Genomic DNA, 21,970 nt, shown 5'->3' on the forward strand with positions numbered 1-21,970 from the left:
GATGACGCGGCGATCGCAAGCGCGGCGAAGCCGGGCGCCGCGGGTCAACGCCATAGATGACGCGGCGATCGCAAGCGCGGCGAAGCCGGGCGCCGCGGGTCAACGCCATAGATGACGCGGCGATCGCAAGCGCGGCGAAGCCGGGCGCCGCGGGTCGACGCCATTGGATACGTGGAAGCGTCTGGAGTAGAACGGGAGCCATGCCGAAAATCACTGATAGCGTCACCACTCCCGACGGCACCTGTCCGGTGCGCTTCTTCACGCCCGACGGCACGGGCCCCTGGCCCGGCGTGATCATGTTCCCCGACGCTGGCGGTGTGCGCGACACCTTCGACGAGATGGCGGCCAAGCTGGCCGGATTCGGTTACGCCGTGCTGCTTCCCGACGTGTACTACCGCGAGGGTGACTGGGCCCCGTTCGACATGACGAGCGCCTTCGGCGACGCCGAGGAACGCGCCCGCATCATGTTCATGATCGGCACCTTGACGCCGGACCGGATCACCCGGGATGCCGGCGCCTACTTCGACTATCTGGCGAGCCGTCCCGAGGTCACCGGGGATCGCTTCGGCGTCTGCGGCTACTGCATGGGTGGCCGCATCTCGGTGCTGCTGGCCGGACGGCTGCCGGAGCGGGTGGCTGCGGCAGCATCGTTCCACGGCGGCGGTCTGGTGACGGACAACGAATACAGCCCGCACCTGCTGGCCGACCGGATGAACGCGGTGGTGTATGTGGGCGGCGCCGAGAAGGACCCGTCGTTCACCGCCGATCAGGCCGAACAGCTCGGCAAGGCACTGACGGCCGCGGGCGTGCGGCACACCATCGAGTGGTACCGGGCCGGCCACGGGTTCGCGGTACCCGACAATGGCCCCTATGACGTCGCCGCCGCCGATCGGCACTGGGCGGCGTTGAGGGAGACCTTCGAATCGGCGCTCAGTTAGCAGTCAGCTGACCGGCAGGTCGACCAGTTCGGCCAGGCGCGACCGGTGCCGGTACTCGGTGCCGAACGCCAACTGGTCGCTCTTGGCACGCTTGAGGTACAGGTGCGCGGGATACTCCCAGGTCATCCCGATGCCCCCGTGCAACTGCACGCACTCCTCGGCGGCATGCACGGCCGCGCCGCTGCAGAAGGCCTGCGCGACGGACGCCGCGACCGCCGAATCCTGATCACCGCGGGCGTTCGTGTCGGCAGCGTAGCGGGCTGCCGACGTCGCCGAGCTCACCTCGAACCACAGATCGGCCAACCGGTGCTTGATCGCCTGATACGACCCGATCGCACGACCGAACTGCTTGCGTTCCTTCACATATCGCAGTGTGGTGTCGAAACACCACTGCATCAGCCCGAGCTGCTCGGCGGCCAGCAACGCCACCCCCAGCTGTAACGCCGCGGTGATCGCATCCGCCCCCGCGCCGACCCGCCTGGACGCGGCACCGGAAAATCGCACGTCGGCAAGGGGTCTGGTCATGTCGAGGGCCAGCACCGGCGACACGTCGACGCCGGTCGCATCCCGCGAAACAGTATGCAGCTCAACGCCATCGACCCCGGCGACCGGCACCACAAGCACGTCGGCTTCAGCAGCGCCGGCGACAGTGTTGACCACGCCGCTCAGCCCGTCGGCGCCCGGCAACCCCGTGACCGCATCCCACGGCGCGGTGGTCAGCGGCACCACCAGTGCAGCAGTGACCTCGCCGCAGGCCAGCGCGGACACCGTCTCGGTGTCTCCGGCCGTCAACAGCGCCACCGTCGCGACTACCGCGCTGGACAGGAACGGCACCGGAGCGACGGCCCGGCCGATCTCCTCCATCACCACCGCGGCCTCGCGTGCGCCGGCACCCGCCCCACCGAGCGATTCCGGTACCAGCAGGCCCGCCACCCCAAGCTCCGCGGCCAGCGTGTGCCATACCGGTGAAAAGTCTTGCGGCGGAAAATCATAGGACTTGGTGACGGTTTCCGGCGGGCACCGCTCGGCGAACAACTGCCGAACGTTCTCGCGCAGTGCCTCCTCGGTGTCGGAATACAGCAGGTCTGTCATCGGGGGATGTCCTTCCAGGCGACGTCCTTGTCGACGCGGTGTTCCCCGGGCAGACCCAGTACCCGCTCGGAGACGGTGTTGCGCAGGATTTCCGACGTTCCGCCTTCGATCGAGTTGCCGCGAGCCCGCAGGTAGCGATATCCGGGGCCGCGGCCGGTCAGGTCGACCACTTCCGGGCGGCGCAGCGTCCAATCGTCGTAGCGCAGCCCGTGCTCACCGTGCAACTCGACTTCGAAACCCGAAATCGCTTGGGCCAGTTCGGCGAACATCACCTTCATGCCGGCGCCTTCGGGCCCGGGTTGCCCGGCGACCGCTTGCTGGCGCAGCCGTTCGCCGCTGAGCCGGAAGACTTCCGCGGCCACCCATAACCGCATCAGTTCGTCGTGCATTGCGGGGTTGCGTAGCCCGGGCCGGTCCCGCCAGGCCCCGGTGACCTTGCCGATATGACCGCCTTCGCGCGGCACCCCGGCCCGCGTGCCGATTGCGACGCGTTCGTTGTTCAGTGTGGTTGTGGCAACCCGCCATCCGCCCCCTACCGGACCCAGCCGGTTGGCGTCGGGCACCCGGGCGTCGGTGAGGAACACTTCATTGAACTCCGCCTCGCCGGTGATCTGCCGCAGCGGCCGGATCTCCACCCCCGGTTGCGTCACATCGCACAGAAAGTATGTCAGGCCAAGGTGTTTGGGAACGGTGGGGTCGGTGCGGGCGACCAGGATGGCCATGTGCGCATGCTGGGCCTGCGACGTCCACACCTTCTGTCCGTTGACAATCCATTCATCGCCGTCGCGTACCGCGCGGGTGGCCGCGGCGGCCAGGTCTGATCCCGCTCCCGGTTCACTGAACAACTGGCAGTAGATCTGCTCACCGGTGAACAACGGGCGCAGAAACTTTCGTTTCTGCTCGTCGGTACCGAACGCCGCGATGGTCGGCGCCGCCATCCCCATGCCGATGTAATTCTTCGGGGTGCCGCCCACCGGTGCGCCGGCCGCGGCCAGTTCCAGGTCGACCTTCTCCTGTGCGGCCCGGGGCAGGCCGAGCCCGCCGAAGCCCACCGGCAGGTGCACCCACGCCAGTCCGGCGTCGTATTGAGCGCCGAGGAATTCCCGCGTTTCGGTGCTGGCGGGAGGGTGCCGGTCGAGTAACTCCTGCACCCGTTGGGCCAGGTCCTCGCTGATCATCTGGCCTGAAATCCCTGCGCTGCGCCTAGCAGCAGACCACCGTCGATCACCATGGTCTCGCCGGTGATCCAGCTGGCGGCATCGGACACCAGGAACGCCACCGCAGCCGCGACGTCGTCTGGTTCACCGATCCTGCCCAGTGCGATGGAACTGGCCAGCGGATCTTCGTGGTCCTTCCACAGTGCCTCGGCGAGCTTGGTGCGCACCACGCCCGGACAGATCGCGTTGACCCGTACCCGCGGCGAAAGTTCAAGTGCCAGTTGCTTGGTCACGTGGATCAGTGCGGCTTTGGTGGCGTTGTACATGCCCATGGCCGGCGACTGATGCATGCCGCCGATCGAAGCGGTGTTCACGATTGCACCGCCGTGCTCACCCATCCCCGATTTGACGACGAGCGACGTCCACAACAACGGCGCCCACAGGTTGACGTCGAAGATCTTGCTGAACCGAGCGTGGTCCTGGTCGATCAGCGGTCCGTAGGCCGGGTTGGTACCGGCGTTGTTGATCAGGATGTCCACCCGGCCGAAACGCTCGAGCGTGAGATCGACGCACCGGCGCGCGGCGTCCTCGTCCACGGCGTGCGCGCCGACGCCCAGCGCAGTACCGGCGACCTCCGCTGCCGCCGCCTCGGCCGCTTCCTGCTTACGCGCGGTGAGGACGACGTTCGCGCCGGCCTCGGCGAGCTGTTGCGCGATCGCCAACCCGATGCCGCGGGAGGCGCCGGTGACGATAGCGGTGCGGCCGGTCAGGTCTGTTGAAGTCATGGTGGGAACGCCTTCTGTCGCTTGGAAGTAGGGTTGCGATCTGCGAGGTTTGAATTTGCGCACGCGTGGTATGCGAAACGCATGTTATCGAAATTCATTTCACTGAAACCACTGGTGGTGGCCGGGGCCGTCGCTACAGCGATCGCTGCGGCGCCACTGGCCTCCGCCGACGTTGTCGCGTCGGGGCCGGGCGCTCCCAGCACCGGCATCACCCACTTCATCCCGCTTGACCCCGGCGGCGGCGGTTGCGACCCGAACGGCAACTGCGGCTCCGGCGGCGTCAACGGCGGACCTGGTGGCGGTCCTGGCGGTCAGGGCTGCATTCCGGGCGTCGGCTGCGGCGAGGGTGGCCAGTTCTTCGGTCCGAACGGGATTCCCGGCGGCGAAGGCTGTCTGCCCGGTGTCGGCTGCGGCTCTGGACACGGCTAGACACATCCTCACCCTCGGTGGCCCGGGAGCCTGGTGATCCAGGCCCGGGTCGCCGCGGGATCGACGACGTCGTCCAGTTCGAACGTGGTGCCCGCACGCAACGCCTTGCCGTGTTCGTACGCGGCTGCGACGAGTTTGTCGAAGAGTGCCTGCCGCTCTGAGTCGTCAGCGGCGGCGGCGAGTTCCTTGCTGAAACCAAGTCGCACAGCACCTTCCAGCCCCATGCCGCCGATCTCCCCGGTCGGCCACGCGATCGTGAACTGCGGCGCGTGGAACGATCCGCCGGCCATGGCCATCGCACCCAGTCCGTAACCCTTGCGCAGGATGACCATGCCGAAGGGCACCGTCAACTGCGCGCCGACAATGAACATGCGGCCGAAACGGCGTACGGCAGCTTCCTTCTCTGCTTCCGGGCCCACCATGAATCCCGGTGTGTCGCACAGCGAAACGATCGGCAATCCGAACGCGTCGCACCTCGACAGAAAATCGCCGGCCTTATCGGCGGCTTCGGCGTCGATGGCACCGCCGAGGTGGTGGCTGCTGTTGGCGATCAGCCCGTATGCCACGCCCTCAACACGCACCAGTGCGGTGACGATGCCGACGCCGTACTCCGGCCGCAGTTCCAGCACCGACCCGACGTCCGCGATCGAATCGATCGCCCGGTGCACGTCGTAGGCACGTAGTCGGTTCTGCGGCACCACTTGCCGGGCAAGCCGAGGATCGGGCGCCTCCCAGTCGCGGACGTCACCCTGGAAGTACGACAGATAACGCTTGGCCAGCGACACGGCATGCGACTCGTCGCGGGCCACCAGACTGACCACGCCGTTGCGCCGCTGCACCTCGATAGGTCCGATCGCCTCCGGGGGGTAGACCCCGAGCCCGCCGCCCTCGATCATCGCCGGCCCGCCCATGCCGATGTTGGCATCCGGCGTAGCGATGATGACGTCACACACCCCGGCCAGCGCGGCGTTGCCGGCGAAGCAACGCCCGGACACGATCGACACCAGCGGGACGCGCCCGGACATCTCTGCAAGCACCCGGAACGTCGGCACATCCAGCCCGGCGTGCCCGCCTACGTCGGTGTCTCCGGGCCTGCCGCCGCCGCCTTCGGCGAACAGCCCCACCGGCAACAGTTTCCGGACTGCCAGGTCGAATACACGGTCGGTTTTGGCGTGATTGCGCATGCCTTGCGTCCCGGCGAGCACGGTGTAGTCGTAGGACACCACCACCACCTCAGCGGCCTCGCGCCCGAAGGTATCTGCGCCGATGGTTGCCAGGCCTGCCACCAGGCCGTCCGCCGGAGTGTTGGCGATCAAGTCCTCCTCGGTACGCCTGCTGCGCTGAGCGGCGATCGCCAGCGCACCGTACTCGATGAAACTGCCGGGATCGACCAGGTCGGCGATGTTCTCGCGGGCGGTCCGCCGGCCCTGCTTGTGCCGTTTGGCCACTGCCGCGTGGCGGGCCTCGTCCAGAGTCATCGCATGCCGCCGCCGCACCTCGTCGAGATCAGCCCGGGGGCGGTCGAGATCGACTGCGGCTGAGCTGGATCCCTTGTCCGCACCAGCTCCGGCGCCGGCGAAGACCACGAGCGGGTCGCCGGTGCCGACGACCTGACCCGGCGCAACCAGGCTGCGAACCGTCCGCAGCGACTGCGGCGCCACCAGCACGTGCTGCATCTTCATCGCTTCGAGCACCACCACCTGACCGCCTGCTGCCACGTCCGCTCCCTCGGGAACCACCTCGATCACCGTGCCGGCCAGTTGGGCACGCAACACTTCTTCACCCGGGTAGAGCTCGACATGGGTGTGCTGGTGCTGCTGGTGTGGCTTCACGGCGGCCGTCAGCTCGGGGAGCTTGTCGTCGAGCAGGCTCGTCGATGCCGTACCGGATTGAAACTGGCTGTCGGACATGAGTTCTCGTAGTAACTCGATGTTCGTGCCGACGCCTTCGATGCTGAACTCCGCCAACGCAGTGCGCGCCTTACGGACCGCGGCGGAAAACGACGAGCTCCGTACATGGGTGACGACCTTGGCGAGCAGCGAGTCATAGCTGGGGCTCAACACCAGGCCCGCGCGGCCGTAGGTATCCACCCGCACCCCTGGTCCGCTCGGCGGCGAGAATACGCTCAGGGTTCCGGTAGCCGGGAGGACGGAACCGTCGGCCCCGAAAGTCTCTGCGTTGACCCGGGTTTGAATTGCGATACCTGTCCGCGCCGCAGGCTCGCCGATCACTTCGATGCCATCCGAGCCGATTCCGGCCGGCAGACCCAGCTCGTAGAACGACGCGCCGCCGGCGATGGCCAACTGCACTGCGACCAGATCGACCCCGGTCACCTCCTCGGTGACGGTGTGCTCCACCTGGATCCGTGGGTTGACTTCGAGGAACACGAATTCATCACCGCTGAGCAGGAATTCGACGGTGGCCACACCACGTAGCCGCGCCCGCGCGCACAACCGGACCGCTGCCTCGTGCAGACTGCGCCGCAACTGGTCGGAGAGCTGTTGTGCAGGAGCGATTTCGATGAGCTTCTGAAAGCGCCGCTGGATGCTGCAATCCCGGTCACCCAGGGCCAGCGCACGCGTCTGGTGACCCATCGGCGCGGCAACGATCTGCACTTCGATGTGCCGTGCGGTGGGCAGCACCGCCTCGGCGAACAAGCTCGAATCGGCGAAGCCCAGCTGCGCCTCCGCGGCGCATTGCCGAAAGGCAGCGTCGATCTCATCGACGCTGTGTACCTTGCGCATGCCGCGGCCACCGCCTCCGGCCAGCGCCTTGATCATGATGTCGCCGTCCTGGGCCGCGAAGAATTCGCGGACGTCCTGGATGCTGCTCGGCCCGTCGGTAGCCGGAAGCACCGGCACGCCGGCATCGGTTGCGGCGGCGCGTGCCGATGACTTGTTGCCGACCAGGTCCAGCACCTCGGGGGCGGGCCCGACGAACGTGCGCCCCGCGGACGCGCAGGCGCGGGCGAAATCTGCGCTCTCGCTGAGGAATCCGTAACCGGGATGAATCAGTCGCGCACCACAGCGTGCTGCCGCGGCGAGGATCGACTCCCCGTCCAGGTAGGCGGATACCCCGTTGCCGGGCAAAGCGATTGCTTCGTCGGCGGCGTGCACGTGTGGACTGTCGGCGTCGTCGGCGGCATAAATTGCCACCGTCCGGATACCTAATTCGATTGCGGTGCGCACGATGCGCAGGGCGATTTCGCCGCGGTTGGCGATGAGCAGCGTCGTGTGGTCATCGCGCGGTGGTGGCCGCATGGGCCAAGCCTACGGACCGCTCAGAAGACACCCTGGGTGGGCATCACGATCGGCTTGACGCCGTACCGCGGCACTGACCCGCGGCCGGATCCGTGCGCGACTGCCACCATGCCGGGAGCTACCGACGGCTCTTCATCCTTGTCGCCAACCGTCCAGCCGGTGGCTTCCACGGCCGGGCGCTCGGTGGTCACCGGCGCGGCGACCGGCCAGTTCGCCGGCACCGACAATTCGCCGACGAGCAGGGCTTTGCCCAGGTGAGCCACCGGCGGCGCGCCCGCGTTCATGGAGCGCGTCAACGGCGCGGGCCGGATACCCGAATCGGCCGCGCCGGCAATGGTTTCGATCTCTTCCTCCTCGTCGCCGCCCATCGGCCAGCCGACACCGTAGTCCCAGTAGGTCGCTCGCTGATGGTTGAGCGATTCGACCCACCAGAGGTCGGCGCGATCGAATGCGACCAGCAGCTCCATCCAGTTCGAAGCCTCTGCCGCGCCGGGGGCCGCGAGACCGGTGACCGCCTCCGGACCGCTGGCGATCAGGCCACGGAGCTCCGCCGGACCGGTGGCGGCGGCCTGCCCCACCGCGGCGGACTGCGCAACGGCGGCGGCCTGGTTAGCGGCCCCGGCCGCATCGGCGACGGGCGCCGGGTCGGTGAGGGGATTCAGTTTGGCCGCCGCGGCCGAGCTAGCGGCGTAGCTGTACATCGCCGAAGCGTCCTGGGCCCACATTTCGCAGTAGCGAGCCTCGGTGGCGGCAATGGCCGCCACGTTGTGCCCGAAGGTGTCGGTCGCTACCAGTCGGGCAAGCAGCGCGCGGTTTGCGGCCACCTCGGCGGGTGGCACCGTCATGGCATATGCCTGCTCGAAGGCCGCCGCGGAGGCCATCGCCTGCGTCGCGGCGAAGGCCGCGCATTCCGAGGTGTAGGACAGCCACGCCACGTGGGGCTGCACTGCGGCCGCCATCAGCAGCGACGCAGTACCCGTCCACTCGTCGGTGATCAACCGGGTGATGACCGCATCGAAGGAGGATGCTGCCGCGTTCAACTCCGAAGCGATGCCGTTCCACGCGCCAGCGGCCGCGAGCAAGGGCGAAACGCCCGCGCCGGAGTACATGCGGGCGGAGTTGACCTCCGGCGGCAGCGCTCCAAAATCCACTAGGCAGGTCCCATCCCGGTCGAGGCCGCGGCCGTCGACACTCCCCCAGGCATCTACGTCAGCAACAATCTTCCGTCAGCGACAGTCTCGTCGCCGGACTGCGGCCCTAACTCATGGCAAATTCTAATGAACACAACGGTTGCCGTAATTACCTGGTGACGGGTATCATCCCGCCGTCTTTTCATGCGAGTCAGCGCAACGCCGGTCCCCACTGAACCTGCTCGCGGAGTCGACCTTTGAGCAGTTTGCCACCTGCATTGCGGGGCAGCGGCGTCGTTACGACGCAGACGTACTGCGGTATTTTGAAGTCGGCCAGCGAGTTGCGGCAGTGGTCGAGGACCGCGGCCACATCCACCTGTTCTCCGCACAGCACGGCACCGACCTTCTCGCCCATGACCTCGTCGGGCACCGCGAGCACACAGGCGTCCAGGACACCGGGCGCTCCCAGTAACGCCGCCTCGACCTCGACGCTGGAGATGTTCTCCCCACCGCGATTGACGATGTCCTTGAGCCGGTCGACGATGTGCACGCGGCCGGCGTCGTCAACTCGGACCACGTCGCCGGTGTGCAGCCAGCCGTCCACGACGGTGGCGGCGGTGGCCTCCGGGCGGTTCCAGTATCCGGCGGTGATGTTGGCGCCTCTCGTCACCAACTCGCCGACGAGACCACCCGGCTTGTCCTCGAGTGGGATCAGGCCCAGATCCACCGAGGGAACCGCATAACCGACCGAGTCCGCGTGCTCGATCGCCTCCTCGTGGGGCAGGACGGTCATCAGCGACGCACTCTCGGTCATGCCGTATCCGTTGAACACCCTGGCTTTTGGAAACGCCGACTTGACCGCCTGCACCAACGCGGGCGCGATCGGTGCGCCGCCGTAACCGGCCCAGCGCACACCGGACACATCCGTTGCGCCAAAGCTTTTGTACCGCAACAACAGCGAGTAGATGGCAGGGACGGTGACCAGGACCGATATCCGCTCGGCAGTCAGGGTGTCCATCAGCTGTTCGAGATTGAGAGCGGCCATGATCACCGCCGCCCCACCCAGCCGAGTCGCGGCCAGAAGCTGTGAGTTGCAACCTGTTACGTGAAACAGCGGCACCGAAATCAAGGTGCGCAGATCCGCACCGATGTCTCTGGGCTGTTGCAGGCATCGGACCGCATTCTCGGTGTTGGTCATAAATGCCTCGTGCGTGGTCGGTACCCCTTTGGGATGACCGGTGGTGCCCGAGGTGTAGAACAACGCGGCGACATCTGTGCTGGTGAGGTGTTCGGTCACATAGGGCGAGCCGTCAGGCAACGGTGCGTCCCCGGCAAGGTCGACATGGGCTCCGGCATCGGACAACACGAAGTCGACCTCCGGCTGGGCAGAGCGCGTATTGACGGCCACCGCAACGCCTCCGGCCATCACCGTGCCCCAGAACGCCAGCACCCACTTCACCCCCGCGGGATAACGCACCGCGACGCGCTCGCCTGGTTTCAGACCGCCCGCTCGCAGCCCGCCGGCTACCCGTGCCGCACGGTCCCACAGCTGGCGATAGGTCAACCGTTGCGAACCGAGTTCGATCACGGCTTCGCTGTCCGGGTGGGCGTCGACCTGCTCGGCGAGCATGTCCAACAGGGTGGCCGGGAGGTCGTCGTAGTGCGGGACGCCGCGCGCATCCACCGACACCCCCGTTCGCGGGAATGGGTTGTGGCTGCGCGGGATTTCGATGACGGGGGCAGTGGTGGGCATGCCCGGACCTCGCTCTCGGTGGTCCTGAATGTCGACGATCGCGGATTCCGCCATCATGCCCGAGGCATCCTCCGGTGTCGACGCCGACTCTCAGCCTCACAGCTACGCTGTGCTTGATTCTGTTGCAGCGCAGGCTATTCCATGAGTGTTGCTGCGACCGTGGCCCCAAGGTTCCAGCACGCTTCGAGGTCGGCCTTGGTCGGCTTGCCCGATACCAGCACATGGTCGGCGGCTTTCATCCAGCCCAGGCCGGCGGCGATGCCTTCGATGGCGCGTTCGGCGCCCTCCGTGCCTTCGTTGCCGTGCAGGTAGACCCCGAAAGGGCGGCCACGGGTGGAGTCGAGGAGCTGGTAATAGCTCTGGTCGAAGGCGTGCTTGAGAGCCCCCGAGATGTAACCGAGGTTGGCCGGGGTGCCCAACAGGTAGCCGTCGGCTTCGAGCATCTCGACCGGGGACGCCGTCAACGCCGGGCGCCGGATGACCTCGACGCCCTCGATCTCGGGGTCGGTCGCGCCGGCGACGACTGCTTCGAGCATTTCCTGGCAGTGCGGGGACGGAGTGTGATGGACGATCAACAGCTTCTTGCTCATCCTCGCGCCTCCAGCTGCACGGCGGTCTTCATCGCCTCGCGAGCTCTACGCCTGTCGCCCGCGTAGTCGTACGCCCGCGCCAGGCGATACCAGCGGCGCCAATCATCGGGGTCGTCTTCCACCTCGGAGCGCACGGTGGCGAACAGTGCGTCGGCGGCATCGCGCCGGATCCGTCCGGACGCTCGTCGCGGCAACGTGCTGACGTCGAGTTCCATTCCCTCGTAGGCTATTTGGCGGGCCAGCTTCTGGTGCGCAAACCCGGCCCGGAGCGTCGCGACCATCGCCCACAACCCGAGGAACGGCAGTACCAGCACCGCGAGTCCCAGACCCACGGCGGCCGGCCGACCCGACTGGATCATCACCACGGCGACGCGGCCGAGCATGACGAAGTACGCCAGCATCGCCACGCACAGGAAGGTGATGAGCAGCTGAATTCGTACCGTGCGGGCGGAGTCCGTCATTGCAGGTTGAGCAGCGACTCTATGCCTATGGTCAGGCCGGGGGTCTCCTGAATGCGTCGTACCGCCAACAGCACACCCGGCACGAAGGAGGTGCGATCGAGGCTGTCGTGGCGGATGGTCAGCGTCTCTCCCTCGGTGCCGAACAGCACCTCCTGGTGGGCGACCAGCCCGGCCAGCCGCACCGCATGAACCGGCACGCCGTCGACGTCTGCGCCACGCGCTCCGGGCAGGCTGGTGCTGGTGGCATCGGGGTTGGGCGGCATATCTTTTCGGGCCGCGGCAATCAGCTTGGCGGTGCGGGTCGCCGTGCCCGACGGGGCGTCGGCTTTGTGCGGGTGATGAAGTTCGATGACCTCGACCGAATCGAAGAACGGTGCGGCCTGCTGGGCGAAGTGCATGGACAGCACGGCCCCGATGGCAAAGTTGGGCGCGATCAGCACAGCGGTCCCGGGCTTGGCGGCCAGCCAGGACTCGACCTGGTCGATGCGCTCCGCAGTGAAGCCGGTGGTACCCACGACAGCGTGAATTCCGTTGTCGATCAGGAACTCCAGGTTCCCCATCACGACGTCGGGATGGGTGAAGTCAATGACGACCTCGGTGTTGCCGTCGGTCAACAGGCTCAGCGCGTCCTCCGCATCGACCGCTGCCGAGAGGGTCAGATCCGGTGCCGCCTCGACCGCCCGCACCATCGTCGCGCCGACTTTGCCTCGAGCTCCCAGTACGCCTACCCGCATGGTCTGCAGCCTACTGTTCGCCTGTCGGGGCTCTGACCGGTCGGTAGGGCTCCGTAGGCGCATCCTTGCGGCGGGGCTTCCTGTCGTAGTATTTGCCGCAAAGCACTAAGCGGTGTGCCGGGAAGTCTGGTCGGCGGTGTGAACGTGTTCGCGTGCCGCAGCCGAAGGATCGAGGTCACCGTGTCCGAAAGTGCATTCAAGCGTGCCACCTTGTTGCTCACCCGCGGGTCCTGGTCCGAGGCATCGCGGATCTCAGCGATCCTCCGCAAGGAAACGGTGGGTGGCGCGCTGCTGCTGGTCGCGTCCGCCATTGCGTTGGTCTTGGCCAACAGCCCCTGGGCGTCGGCCTACGATTCGCTCAAGAATCACCGACTGGGCGCCGATGTTCTCGGCCTTGATCTGAATGCGACGCTCGGAACCTGGGCGTCCCAGGGACTGCTCGCGATCTTCTTCTTTGTCGTGGGGTTGGAGCTCAAGCGCGAATTCGTTGCCGGAGACCTGCGCGACCCTGCGCGTGCCGCGTTGCCCATCGTGGCGGCGGTGGGCGGAATGGTTTTGCCCGCTGTGGTTTTCGTCGCCGTCACCGCCCACGTCGGCGCAGGTGTGACGAGGGGGTGGGCCATCCCGATAGCCACCGACATCGCTTTCGCTGTCGCGGTGCTGGCGGTTATCGGAACGCACCTGCCGTCGGCTCTGCGCAGCTTCCTGCTGACCTTGGCCGTCGTGGACGATTTGTTGGCGATCACCGTGATCGCGGTCTTCTACACCGACCAGATCCGCTTCTGGGCCCTGGTCACCGCTGCGGTGCCGTTGGCGCTGTTCGCCGTCTGCGTGCAGCGGCGGGTGCGTGCCTGGTGGGTGCTTATCCCACTCGCGCTGGCGACCTGGGCGCTCGTCCACGAATCCGGCGTACACGCCACCGTCGCCGGCGTCCTCCTGGGTCTGACCGTCCCGGTGGTTCGCAGCACCGATGCCGGCGGGCCCGAAGCCGGGCCGGGGCTGGCCGAACATTTCGAGCACCGCTTGCGTCCGTTGTCTGCGGGTTTCGCGGTGCCTGTCTTCGCGTTCTTCGCCGCGGGTGTGACGGTCGGCGGGGTCGACGGATTTCTCGACGCGCTCGCCGACCCGCTCACCATCGGCATCGTCGCCGGGCTGGTGATCGGCAAGACCTTCGGCGTCTTCGGCACCGCTCGCCTGGTAGCAGCAGCTACCCGGGCCACCCTCGATGCCGGGCTGCGGTGGGTCGACGTATTCGGCCTCGCGCTGCTGGCCGGGATCGGATTCACGGTGTCGTTACTGATGGGAGAACTCGCCTACGGCGCCGGCTCCAAGCGCGACGAACTCGTCAAGATCGGTGTCCTGAGCGGGTCGTTGATCGCAGCTACCGTCGCGGGGGTAGTGCTGAGGTTGCGCAACCGCCACTATCGGACACTGTGCGCGGAGGAAGAGCTGGACGCCGACCACGACGGGATACCCGATGTCTACACCCGGGGCCGAGGCGACGGGATCGGGCACCCGTAGCGCATCTCTAAGCTGAGGAATCGATGTCCAAATCCGACGGCGGAGGTGCGCGCGTGAGATCCAGCGACATCCGGATCCGCGAAGCAAGGCCGAAAGAATTCGCCAGGGTCGCTGCCATGCAATACCCGGTGTGGCGGCAGTCCTGGCGCGGGATCGTGGCGACGCACGTACTGGACATGCTCAGCACGCCCAAGATCTGGGTGGACATCACCTATCCGGTGACTCTGCGGCGTGGCGGCTGGCGGATGTGGGTCGTGGAGCTGCGGGGCCAACTGATCGGCATGGCGCTGTTCGGCCCGGACCTGAGCAGTCCCGAGCACATTCAGCTCGACGCGCTCTATGTCGCCGAACAGCACCAACGGCACGGTGTCGGTGGACTTGTGTTGGACAAGCTGACGCAGACCTTCCCGGACAACGACGTGATTCTGTGGTGTGCTGACCAGAACCGGTTGGCCCGCGACTTCTACGAGAAGAAGGGTTTCCAGCTCGACGGCCGCACCTACGGGATGATGCTGCTGCCCGGCGTGACCGTCCCACACGTCGGCTACCGCTTGTACCGCTCGGCACCGCCCGAAACCAGCGCCGAAACGTCTGTGCCCAGCGCCAGCCCGTCAGCGATCGCGTCCCTGATTACGCCCCGAACAAGCAACCCGATACAGCCGTATGTCATCGACGTGCCCGACTCCGAATTGGACGACCTGCGCCACCGGCTGGCCCGCACCCGCTGGCCGGCCGAAATCGCCGATGCTCATTGGGATTACGGCACCGACCAGGTATTCCTCAGGGACGTGATCGAGCATTGGCTGCACCGTTACGACTGGCGGCGCACCGAAGCCGAGATCAACGCGGTGGGATCGTTCATCACCGAGGCGGCCGGTCAGCGCGTGCACTTCCTGCACGCGAAGTCCGAACACCCGCATGCGATCCCGCTGGTGGTGACGCACGGCTGGCCGGGATCGATCGTCGAGTTTCTGGACGCTCTACCGTTGCTGCGGCGGCGTTTTCACGTCGTTGTCGTGTCGATGCCCGGGTACGGGTTCTCCGGGCCGACGCGGCAACGGGGAGTCGACGTCGCCCGCGTCGCCGCCGCCGTTGCCGAGGTGATGGCCCAACTCGGGTACGAACGCTATGTCGCCCAGGGTGGGGACTGGGGCGCGCTGGTCACCCGCTATCTCGGTGAGCACTACCCGCCGCATGTCGCAGCGATCCACACCAACATGTTGTTCGCACCGCCGGATCAGAACGATCCGAAACTGTTGGCCGACATCTCCGAATCCGAACTCGCCGCGATTGCGGCCAGTATGGAGCGCACCACGGATGGCACCGCCTACCTGGAATTGCAGTCCACGCGGCCACATTCGCTGGGGTTCGGGTTGGACGATTCACCGGTGGGCCTGGCGGGTTGGATACTCGAGAAGTTCCACGCGTGGTGTGACATCACAGCCGGCATGCCGATCAGCACCGACCGGCTGATCGACAACCTGATGATGTACTGGCTGACCGGCACTGCGACGTCGGCGGCGCGCCTCTACTGCGAATCGCGACGGGCCGGCACCGGCGCGCTGGACGAGTGGACCGGCCGGGTCGACGTGCCCACCGGATACGCCGTCTACCCCGGCGAACTGCTGCAGACACCGCGGGCCTGGGCGGCTGCCCGTTACAACCTGGTGCACTATGCGGTCCAAGACCGGGGTGGTCACTTCGCAGCGTTCGAACAGCCCGCACTGTTCGCCGCCGATCTGACGCAGTTCGCCGACACCCTCGAGCAGACGTCGGTCTTCTAGACGTCGACGACGACCCGGTCTCCCCGCGACCGCGACACGCATACGAGCATCTCGCCGTCACCTTCCGCGGTGCGGCCGCGCCGATCTACCTTTCCGGCAAGCACTTTGACTTTGCAGGTGCCGCAGAAGCCCTGCTGACAGGAATAGGCAGTGGTGGGATCGTGGTCGAGCAGGACATCGAGCGCCGAACGGTTCGCCGGAATGTTCAGTACGTCCCCGGATCGGGCGAGTTCGAGCTCGAACGGAGCACCGTCGACGATCGGCGGCGGACTGAACCGCTCGTAATGCAGTGGTGCATCGGCATATTCGTTGCGGGCCACCCGGACCGCCTCGAGCATGGCGGCCGGTCCGCAGACGTACACCGCGGTTCTCCGACCGGCACCGGCCAGCAGATCGTCGACCGGCGCGAAACCGCCGCGCTCGTCGTCGGCCCACACCGTCACGCGTTCCGGCGCCACCGCCACCACCTCGTCCAGCAACGGCATGTATTCCCGACTACGGCCGGTATAGATTGCGCGCCAATCGATTCCGCGTTGCTGCGCGACCCGCATCATCGGCAGGATAGGCGTGACGCCGATGCCGCCGATCACGAACAGCACATCGCGCTCGGACGCACCGAGATAGAACGCGTTGCGAGGTCCTTCGAACACCAGCGTGTCACCGACATCGAAGGCGTCGTGCATCTCGATCGAACCGCCGCCACCGTCCTCGATGCGGCGCACCGCGATGCGGTAGTCCGTACGCCGCCCGGGCGGACCGCACAGCGAATATTGCCGACGCCGCCCCGAGGGCAGCTGAACGTCGACATGTCCACCCGGCGTCCAGGACGGCAACAGTCCCCCGTCCGGGTCAGCCAGCGTCAGGGCCACCACGTCCGGCGCCACGAGTTCGCGTCCAGTCACCGTCGCACGGTGCGTCCGGCGCACCGGCAACACCCGCGACGGCGTCCACCGCGAGGTCGCCGACAACCCGCCCATCACGGTGCGCAGTCCCCACAACACCGTCAGGAAGCGGTCCCGGTCCCGGCGACCGTACAGGTCGGCGGGTCTGCTCGTCCAAATACTCCCCGGCATTGTCATAGTCCTATTTCTGCGTTCTGACGCTGATGCGGCGCATCGCGTGACCGAGTCTGGACTCGGCGGCGACGGGCACCACCGGCGCACCGGTCCGGACGGCCTTGACAATTGCCTTGGCGCTCTTGGCAATGTCGGCGCTGGCGGTGCCCAGGCGGACGACTGTGACGGTGATGCCCTCCTCAGCGAATTCGGCGCGCAGGGATTTGCTGTCGTTCAGCACCGCAGCCGTGGTGGTGCTGGGGCTGATGGATGTCGAGGGCAGGTATGCCGCGTCCGCGGCGACATTGATGATCGTGCCGCCCTCGCCGCGTTCAACCATCTGGGCACCGAACGCCCGGCTGGTTCCCCACCAGCCCGCCCTGCCGATTTCGGCGTTATTCACCAGGATGTCGATCACCCCGTGCTCGTCGCGCACTCGTGCGGCGAGGTCGTTGATCGCGTCGTCGTCGGTGCTGTCGACCCGGTGTACCGCAACCGCAGCACACGCCGCGCGGACGGCGTCTGCAGTCTCATTGGCAGCGGCCAGGTCTGGATCGACGATCACCACCGCGCGGGCACCGTGGCGCGCCAACTCCACCGCAGCGGCCCGGCCGAGGCCCGCGCCCGCCCCGGTGACCAATGCCAGTTTGCCGCGCACCTCCCGCGGGCCGCCGCGGACCACTGAGGCGCCGCGCGGCGAGTCACCCTCCACCGCCTGGTCGATCCACTCGCCCGTCAGTCGGGCCACGACATCGGGCCGCGAGGTGACCACCCAGTGGCCGCCTTGAATCGGAATCACCCTGCCGCCCTGCGGAATCGCACCGATGTACCGCTGCAGGGGCGGCTTGATGAAAACGTCCTTTCCCGGTACCAGCACCTGGACGGCGACCTCGATTTCCGGCAGTCCGTCGCCCGGCGACACCAGCGGTCCGGGCAGGTTCTCCCGGTAGAGACTCAGCCCGTTGACGTAGTCGCCGATCGCACGCGGCGGGCGGACGCGCCGGCTCAGGGTGCTCGTCTGGCCGATACGCTCCGCAGCCTCAACGACTTTCACGCCGAGCCCGGAACGGAACGCCAACTCCGGTACCCGCGGGCACAGCAGCAGTCCCAGGTACCCCGAGGACATCACCTGCCCGGCAACCTCGGCGGCGGACCGCGGTGTGCGCACCGATCTGAGAAACCGGCCGGCAGCCGGTAGGTGCGGCCCCGATATCGAGGTGAACGAGGCGATCTTGCGTGCCAGACGCCGGTCGCTGACCGCGGCCCAACCCTGAACCGATCCCCAGTCGTGCGCGAGCAGGTGCACCTGCCCGACACCGAGGCTGTCGATCACCGAGTCCAGGTCGGTCACCAACTGTTCCAGCGCGTACCCGGATCTGCTTGCCGGACAACCTGATTCGCCGGCACCACGCACATCGTAGGCAGCGACGTTGTACCGCGGCACCAGCTTTTCGGCCACGCCGTCCCAGATCCGGTGGTTGTCGGGATAACCGTGCACGGCCAGCACGGACGGGCGTCCCGGGTCGAATTCGCTGTACCGGTGAACCGCCAGGGGGACCCCGTCGGACGCGGCGACAATGCTCATCGGTCAGTGCGAGGCGCGGGCCGCCGGCGACACCGCAAGATATTCGACGGCACGCTCCAGCCCGCCCAGTTCCGACGGATGGAAGCCCGGACGGTAGTACGAGCCGACCGCCCGGATCAGCGGTAGCGGTCCCGGCACCAGTCCGCGACGCGCGGCCTTCAGGTAGTCCCGCCAGCGCGCCCGGGTGCCCGGTGGCACGCACGGGTCGACTGAGAACATGAACCGCACGCCGCGGATCCACAACAGCAGCAACACCGGCGCGACCACCAGCTGGGCGCGTACCTGCCGCCAGTACCCGGACCGCAGGTGCTTCATGGTGTCGAAAGCCACGGCTTTGTGCTCGACTTCCTCGGCACCGTGCCAGCGCAGCATGTCCAACATCACCGGATCGGCGCCGGCGGCGTCGAGTGCAGGCGAATCGAGCACCCACTCGCCCAGGACGGCGGTGTAGTGCTCCACCGCGGCGATCATCGCCACCTGCTCGAGCAGCCAGGAATGCCGCCGCCGTTCGCTCCGGTAGGACCGTTCGCCGAGCAGCCGCTGGAACAGCCAGCGGATCTGGTTGGTGAACGGTGTGAGGTCGATGCCCTGGGCGTCGAAATGGGCGAGCACGCCGGAGTGCGCCTGGGAGTGCATGGCCTCCTGGCCGATGAATCCCTGGATGTCCAGCCGCAGTTGGTCGTCGCGGATCAGCGGCAAGGTCTTCTTGAAGACCTCGACGAAGAACTCTTCCCCGGCCGGCAGCAGCAGGTGCAGGACATTGAGCACATGGGTGGCCATCGGCTCATTGGGCACGTAGTGAAACGGCAGCTCCGTCCAGTCGAACTCGACGTTGCGTGCTTCGAGGACCAGTCGTTCGTGGTCGGCGGCGGTCGAATCCGTCGAGTGCGGACCCACTGCCCTGTCGTCGACTGTGCTCATCAAGGCCCCCTCGCCTCGGCTTTTCCCGGATCAGTCTAGCCACGAGAGCACAGTATGCGATACCCGCGGTACTACCTTTTTTCGGCCCGCTGCTTGAGCCGCTGCAGCGTCAACTCGATGTTTTTGGTGTTCTCCGCGGCCCGGTCGGATACCCCGGTGGCGAGGCCGGCGATCTTGCGGAACCAGCCCGGCCGCCGGTCCCAGGTACTTTCCGTCACACGGCACCCGCCGCCGGTCGGGACCAGCTCGTACTGCCAGCGGGCGATGGGAATGACCGTGTGCCGCACGTCGAAGGCGAACAGGTGTCCGGGCTCGGCGTCGGTGACGGTGCACTTGGTGGCCCAGCGCTTGCCGCTGTTCTCGTTGTGCCCGACGAACACCGCGCCCTTGCTGATCCCGTCGCCCTTGCGCAACTCCATCTCGACCGTTTCCTCGGCCAGCGCGGCCAGCGTCGACAGGTCGGTGAGCAGGCCGTACACCTCGTCCGGGGTGGCGTTGATCTGCACGGTGGCGGTCGCGGAGGGGGCAGTCATCCGCTGATCTTAACCAGCGCCCGGTCGGCGTCCGCCGGCGTTGTCGGGAACAATGAAGTACCCACACCAGGCTCGGCAGGAGGCGATCATGCGAGTCGGAGTTCCGACCGAGACCAAGAACAACGAATTCCGGGTGGCTATCACCCCGGCCGGGGTCGCGGCGTTGACCCAGCGCGGCCACGAGGTCCTGGTCCAGACCGGCGCCGGGGAAGGTTCGGCGATCTCCGACGAGAAATTCACGGCGGCGGGTGCACAACTCGCCGACACCGCCGCGCAGGTGTGGGCCGAAGCGGACCTGGTGCTCAAGGTCAAGGAACCGTTGCCGGCCGAGTACGGTCACCTGCGCGCGGATCAGACCCTTTTCACCTACCTGCACCTGGCCGCATCGCGCTCGTGCACCGACGCGTTGTTGAAGGCCGGCACGACGTCGATCGCCTACGAGACCGTGCAGACCGCCGACGGCGCCCTGCCGTTGCTGGCCCCGATGAGTGAGGTCGCGGGCCGGCTTTCGGCGCAGGTCGGCGCCTACCACCTGATGCGGACGCAGGGCGGCCGCGGCGCGTTGATGGGCGGGGTGCCGGGAGTGAAGCCGGCAGACATCGTGGTGATCGGCGGCGGCACCGCTGGGTACAACGCCGCCCGGGTCGCCTGCGGTATGGGCGCGTCGGTCATGGTCCTGGACGTCAGTCTGGGCAAGCTTCGGCTGCTTGATGCGGAGTTCGCCGGCCGCATCGGCACCCGCTACTCATCGACCTACGAGTTGGTGGGGGCGGTCAAACGTGCCGACCTGGTGATCGGCGCAGTGCTGGTGCCCGGCGCGAAGGCGCCCAGCTTGATCCCCAATTCGCTTGTGGCGCAGATGAAGCCGGGAGCGGTGCTGGTCGACATCTCGATCGACCAGGGTGGTTGCTTCGAGGATTCGCGGCCCACGACCCACGACGAGCCGACATTCGCCGTGCACGAGACGCTGTTCTACTGCGTGGCCAACATGCCCAGCGCGGTGCCCAAGACGTCGACCTATGCGTTGACGAACGCGACGATGCCCTACGTGCTCAAGATTGCCGACCTGGGCTGGCATGCGGCGTGCCGCTCGGATCCGGCGCTCGCCAAAGGGCTTTCGACGCACGCGGGCGCCCTGCTGGCCGACCATGTGGCCGACGACCTGGACCTGCCCTACACCGACCCCTCCGGTTTGCTGGCCCGCGACGATCAGCGCACGTAGGGCGCCAGCGCGGTGACGATGTCGCCGGCCGGGCCGGGCTGCACTTCCCGGTAGGCCTCCCCCGCCCACAGGTTGGTGCCGTGCGGATCCTCTTCCTGGATCGCCGCCGCGCGGATCGGCTTGGTCATCTGATTGACCTCGGGATAGCCCAGCGGCGCCACGTGATCGAGCAACCGGGTGAAGTTGTTGGCCAACCCCCGGGCGTAGCGACCGGAGAACGCGCGGGTGACGACGGTGGCGTCGAACAACGGATTCTTCAGTGCGACACGGTAAGCGGGATGGGTGCCGGCTTCGTCGGCCAGCAGCAGCGCGGTGCCGACCTGAGCGGCCACCGCGCCCCGGCGCAACGCCGCGGCGATGTCTTCCACGGTGCCCAACCCACCCGCGGCGATCAACGGCACCTCGTGCGCGGCGCCGATCTGCTCCAACAGCTGGTGCAGCGACTCGGAACCGGGTTCCATGTCCGGCGCGAACGTGCCGCGGTGCCCGCCCGCGGCGGGCCCCTGGACCACCAGGTTGTCCGCGCCGGCGGCAACGGCTACCCCCGCCTCGTACACCGAGGTCACCGTGACCGACACCAGCAGTCCCAGCGCACTGAACCGGCGGATCACGTCCGGTGGCGGAGCGCCGAAGGTGAACGACACCAGCTCCGGGCGCACGTCGGCGATCACTTCGAGTTTGCGGTCCCAGTCGTCGTCGTCGCCGTGCACGGGCCGACCCACGTCCACGCGGTAGTGGTCGGCGACCTCTTCGAGATCTTCGGCGTAGTACTCCAGCGCCGCCCAGTCGGCGACGCTCGGTTGGGGCACGAACAGGTTGGCCCCGATCGGACCGGTGGTCGCGGCGCGCGCTGCGGAGATGTCCGCGGCGAACTGGTCCGCACTGAGGTAGCCACCGGCGACCATGCCGAGGCCGCCCGCATTGGACACCGCCGCCGCCAGCGCCGGCGTTCCCGGGCCACCCGCCATCGGCGCACCCACGATGGGCGCTGCGATGTCCCAGAAACCCAGTACCATCGGG

The 21,970-nt window shown here is 67.4% G+C and carries 19 protein-coding genes; 5 read left to right on the top strand and 14 right to left on the bottom strand.

Features of this window, described 5'->3' with window-relative positions:
• Positions 1–200: 200 nt before the first annotated feature.
• Positions 201–938 (top strand): dienelactone hydrolase family protein, encoded by a 738-nt coding sequence (locus AC5Y6Y_RS15275; protein WP_473139918.1) that lies wholly within the window; start codon positions 201–203, stop codon positions 936–938.
• 3 nt (positions 939–941) lie between these two features.
• Here the strand turns inward: AC5Y6Y_RS15275 and AC5Y6Y_RS15280 are convergent, their stop codons facing one another.
• From AC5Y6Y_RS15280 to AC5Y6Y_RS15290, 3 genes are read right to left on the bottom strand one after another with little or no spacing between them, the layout of a single operon-like run.
• The gene (locus tag AC5Y6Y_RS15280; protein ID WP_473139919.1) at positions 942–2,030 is read right to left on the bottom strand and encodes an acyl-CoA dehydrogenase family protein; all 1,089 of its coding nucleotides are present in this window, start codon (positions 2,028–2,030) and stop codon (positions 942–944) included.
• On the bottom strand, positions 2,027–3,208 hold the full coding sequence (locus AC5Y6Y_RS15285) for an acyl-CoA dehydrogenase family protein (RefSeq protein WP_473139920.1): 1,182 nt from the start codon (positions 3,206–3,208) through the stop codon (positions 2,027–2,029). The genes AC5Y6Y_RS15280 and AC5Y6Y_RS15285 overlap by 4 nt, the downstream gene beginning before the upstream one ends.
• A complete protein-coding gene (locus AC5Y6Y_RS15290; RefSeq protein WP_473139921.1) occupies positions 3,205–3,972 on the bottom strand; it encodes an SDR family oxidoreductase in 768 nt (255 codons plus the stop codon). Before AC5Y6Y_RS15290 ends, AC5Y6Y_RS15285 begins: the two co-directional genes overlap by 4 nt.
• A 102-nt stretch (positions 3,973–4,074) precedes the next feature.
• On the opposite strand from AC5Y6Y_RS15290, the gene AC5Y6Y_RS15295 reads away from it, so the two are divergent.
• Complete coding sequence (locus tag AC5Y6Y_RS15295) at positions 4,075–4,401, top strand: PE-PGRS family protein (protein WP_463827171.1); 327 nt, start codon at positions 4,075–4,077, stop codon at positions 4,399–4,401.
• Positions 4,402–4,409: 8 nt separating this feature from the next.
• Here AC5Y6Y_RS15295 and AC5Y6Y_RS15300 read toward each other — a convergent pair whose 3' ends face one another.
• The 6 genes from AC5Y6Y_RS15300 to dapB form a co-directional block, all read right to left on the bottom strand.
• Entirely contained in the window at positions 4,410–7,661 is a 3,252-nt protein-coding gene (locus AC5Y6Y_RS15300) for an acetyl-CoA carboxylase family protein (RefSeq protein WP_473139922.1), read from the bottom strand.
• A 20-nt stretch (positions 7,662–7,681) separates the two neighbouring features.
• Positions 7,682–8,812, bottom strand: a complete 1,131-nt coding sequence (locus tag AC5Y6Y_RS15305) for a PPE family protein (protein ID WP_473139923.1) — start codon at positions 8,810–8,812, stop codon at positions 7,682–7,684.
• A gap of 190 nt (positions 8,813–9,002) precedes the next feature.
• Positions 9,003–10,544 (bottom strand): class I adenylate-forming enzyme family protein, encoded by a 1,542-nt coding sequence (locus AC5Y6Y_RS15310; protein WP_473139996.1) that lies wholly within the window; start codon positions 10,542–10,544, stop codon positions 9,003–9,005.
• Positions 10,545–10,678: 134 nt separating this feature from the next.
• A complete protein-coding gene (locus tag AC5Y6Y_RS15315; protein ID WP_473139924.1) occupies positions 10,679–11,134 on the bottom strand; it encodes a flavodoxin family protein in 456 nt (151 codons plus the stop codon).
• Complete coding sequence (locus tag AC5Y6Y_RS15320) at positions 11,131–11,595, bottom strand: tetratricopeptide repeat protein (protein WP_473139925.1); 465 nt, start codon at positions 11,593–11,595, stop codon at positions 11,131–11,133. Before AC5Y6Y_RS15320 ends, AC5Y6Y_RS15315 begins: the two co-directional genes overlap by 4 nt.
• A complete protein-coding gene (gene dapB, locus AC5Y6Y_RS15325) occupies positions 11,592–12,329 on the bottom strand; it encodes a 4-hydroxy-tetrahydrodipicolinate reductase (protein ID WP_463826945.1) in 738 nt (245 codons plus the stop codon). Before dapB ends, AC5Y6Y_RS15320 begins: the two co-directional genes overlap by 4 nt.
• 180 nt (positions 12,330–12,509) lie before the next feature.
• Between dapB and nhaA the strand changes: the two genes are divergently transcribed.
• Both nhaA and AC5Y6Y_RS15335 read left to right on the top strand, forming a co-directional pair.
• Complete coding sequence (gene nhaA / locus AC5Y6Y_RS15330; protein ID WP_473139926.1) at positions 12,510–13,850, top strand: Na+/H+ antiporter NhaA; 1,341 nt, start codon at positions 12,510–12,512, stop codon at positions 13,848–13,850.
• A 53-nt stretch (positions 13,851–13,903) separates the two neighbouring features.
• Complete coding sequence (locus tag AC5Y6Y_RS15335) at positions 13,904–15,634, top strand: alpha/beta fold hydrolase (protein ID WP_473139927.1); 1,731 nt, start codon at positions 13,904–13,906, stop codon at positions 15,632–15,634.
• Here the strand turns inward: AC5Y6Y_RS15335 and AC5Y6Y_RS15340 are convergent.
• The 4 genes from AC5Y6Y_RS15340 to AC5Y6Y_RS15355 form a co-directional block, all read right to left on the bottom strand.
• Entirely contained in the window at positions 15,631–16,713 is a 1,083-nt protein-coding gene (locus AC5Y6Y_RS15340) for a PDR/VanB family oxidoreductase (RefSeq protein WP_473139928.1), read from the bottom strand. The two genes, AC5Y6Y_RS15335 and AC5Y6Y_RS15340, sit on opposite strands and share 4 nt — an antisense overlap.
• Before the next feature lie 4 nt (positions 16,714–16,717).
• Positions 16,718–18,274 (bottom strand): SDR family NAD(P)-dependent oxidoreductase, encoded by a 1,557-nt coding sequence (locus tag AC5Y6Y_RS15345; protein WP_473139929.1) that lies wholly within the window; start codon positions 18,272–18,274, stop codon positions 16,718–16,720.
• Positions 18,275–18,277: 3 nt separating this feature from the next.
• Complete coding sequence (locus AC5Y6Y_RS15350; protein WP_463826950.1) at positions 18,278–19,195, bottom strand: metal-dependent hydrolase; 918 nt, start codon at positions 19,193–19,195, stop codon at positions 18,278–18,280.
• A 71-nt stretch (positions 19,196–19,266) separates the two neighbouring features.
• Positions 19,267–19,728 carry an SRPBCC family protein gene (locus AC5Y6Y_RS15355; protein ID WP_473139930.1) on the bottom strand — a complete coding sequence of 154 codons (462 nt, stop codon included), beginning with the start codon at positions 19,726–19,728 and terminating at the stop codon, positions 19,267–19,269.
• Positions 19,729–19,816: 88 nt separating this feature from the next.
• Here AC5Y6Y_RS15355 and ald point away from each other — a divergent pair, with 88 nt between their 5' ends.
• Complete coding sequence (ald, locus tag AC5Y6Y_RS15360; protein WP_463826952.1) at positions 19,817–20,950, top strand: alanine dehydrogenase; 1,134 nt, start codon at positions 19,817–19,819, stop codon at positions 20,948–20,950.
• On the opposite strand, the gene AC5Y6Y_RS15365 is transcribed toward ald, so the two are convergent.
• On the bottom strand, positions 20,938–21,966 hold the full coding sequence (locus AC5Y6Y_RS15365) for a nitronate monooxygenase (RefSeq protein ID WP_463826953.1): 1,029 nt from the start codon (positions 21,964–21,966) through the stop codon (positions 20,938–20,940). The genes ald and AC5Y6Y_RS15365 overlap by 13 nt on opposite strands.
• Positions 21,967–21,970 lie beyond the last annotated feature (4 nt).

This window comes from Mycobacterium sp. NGS24, from assembly GCF_059813065.1.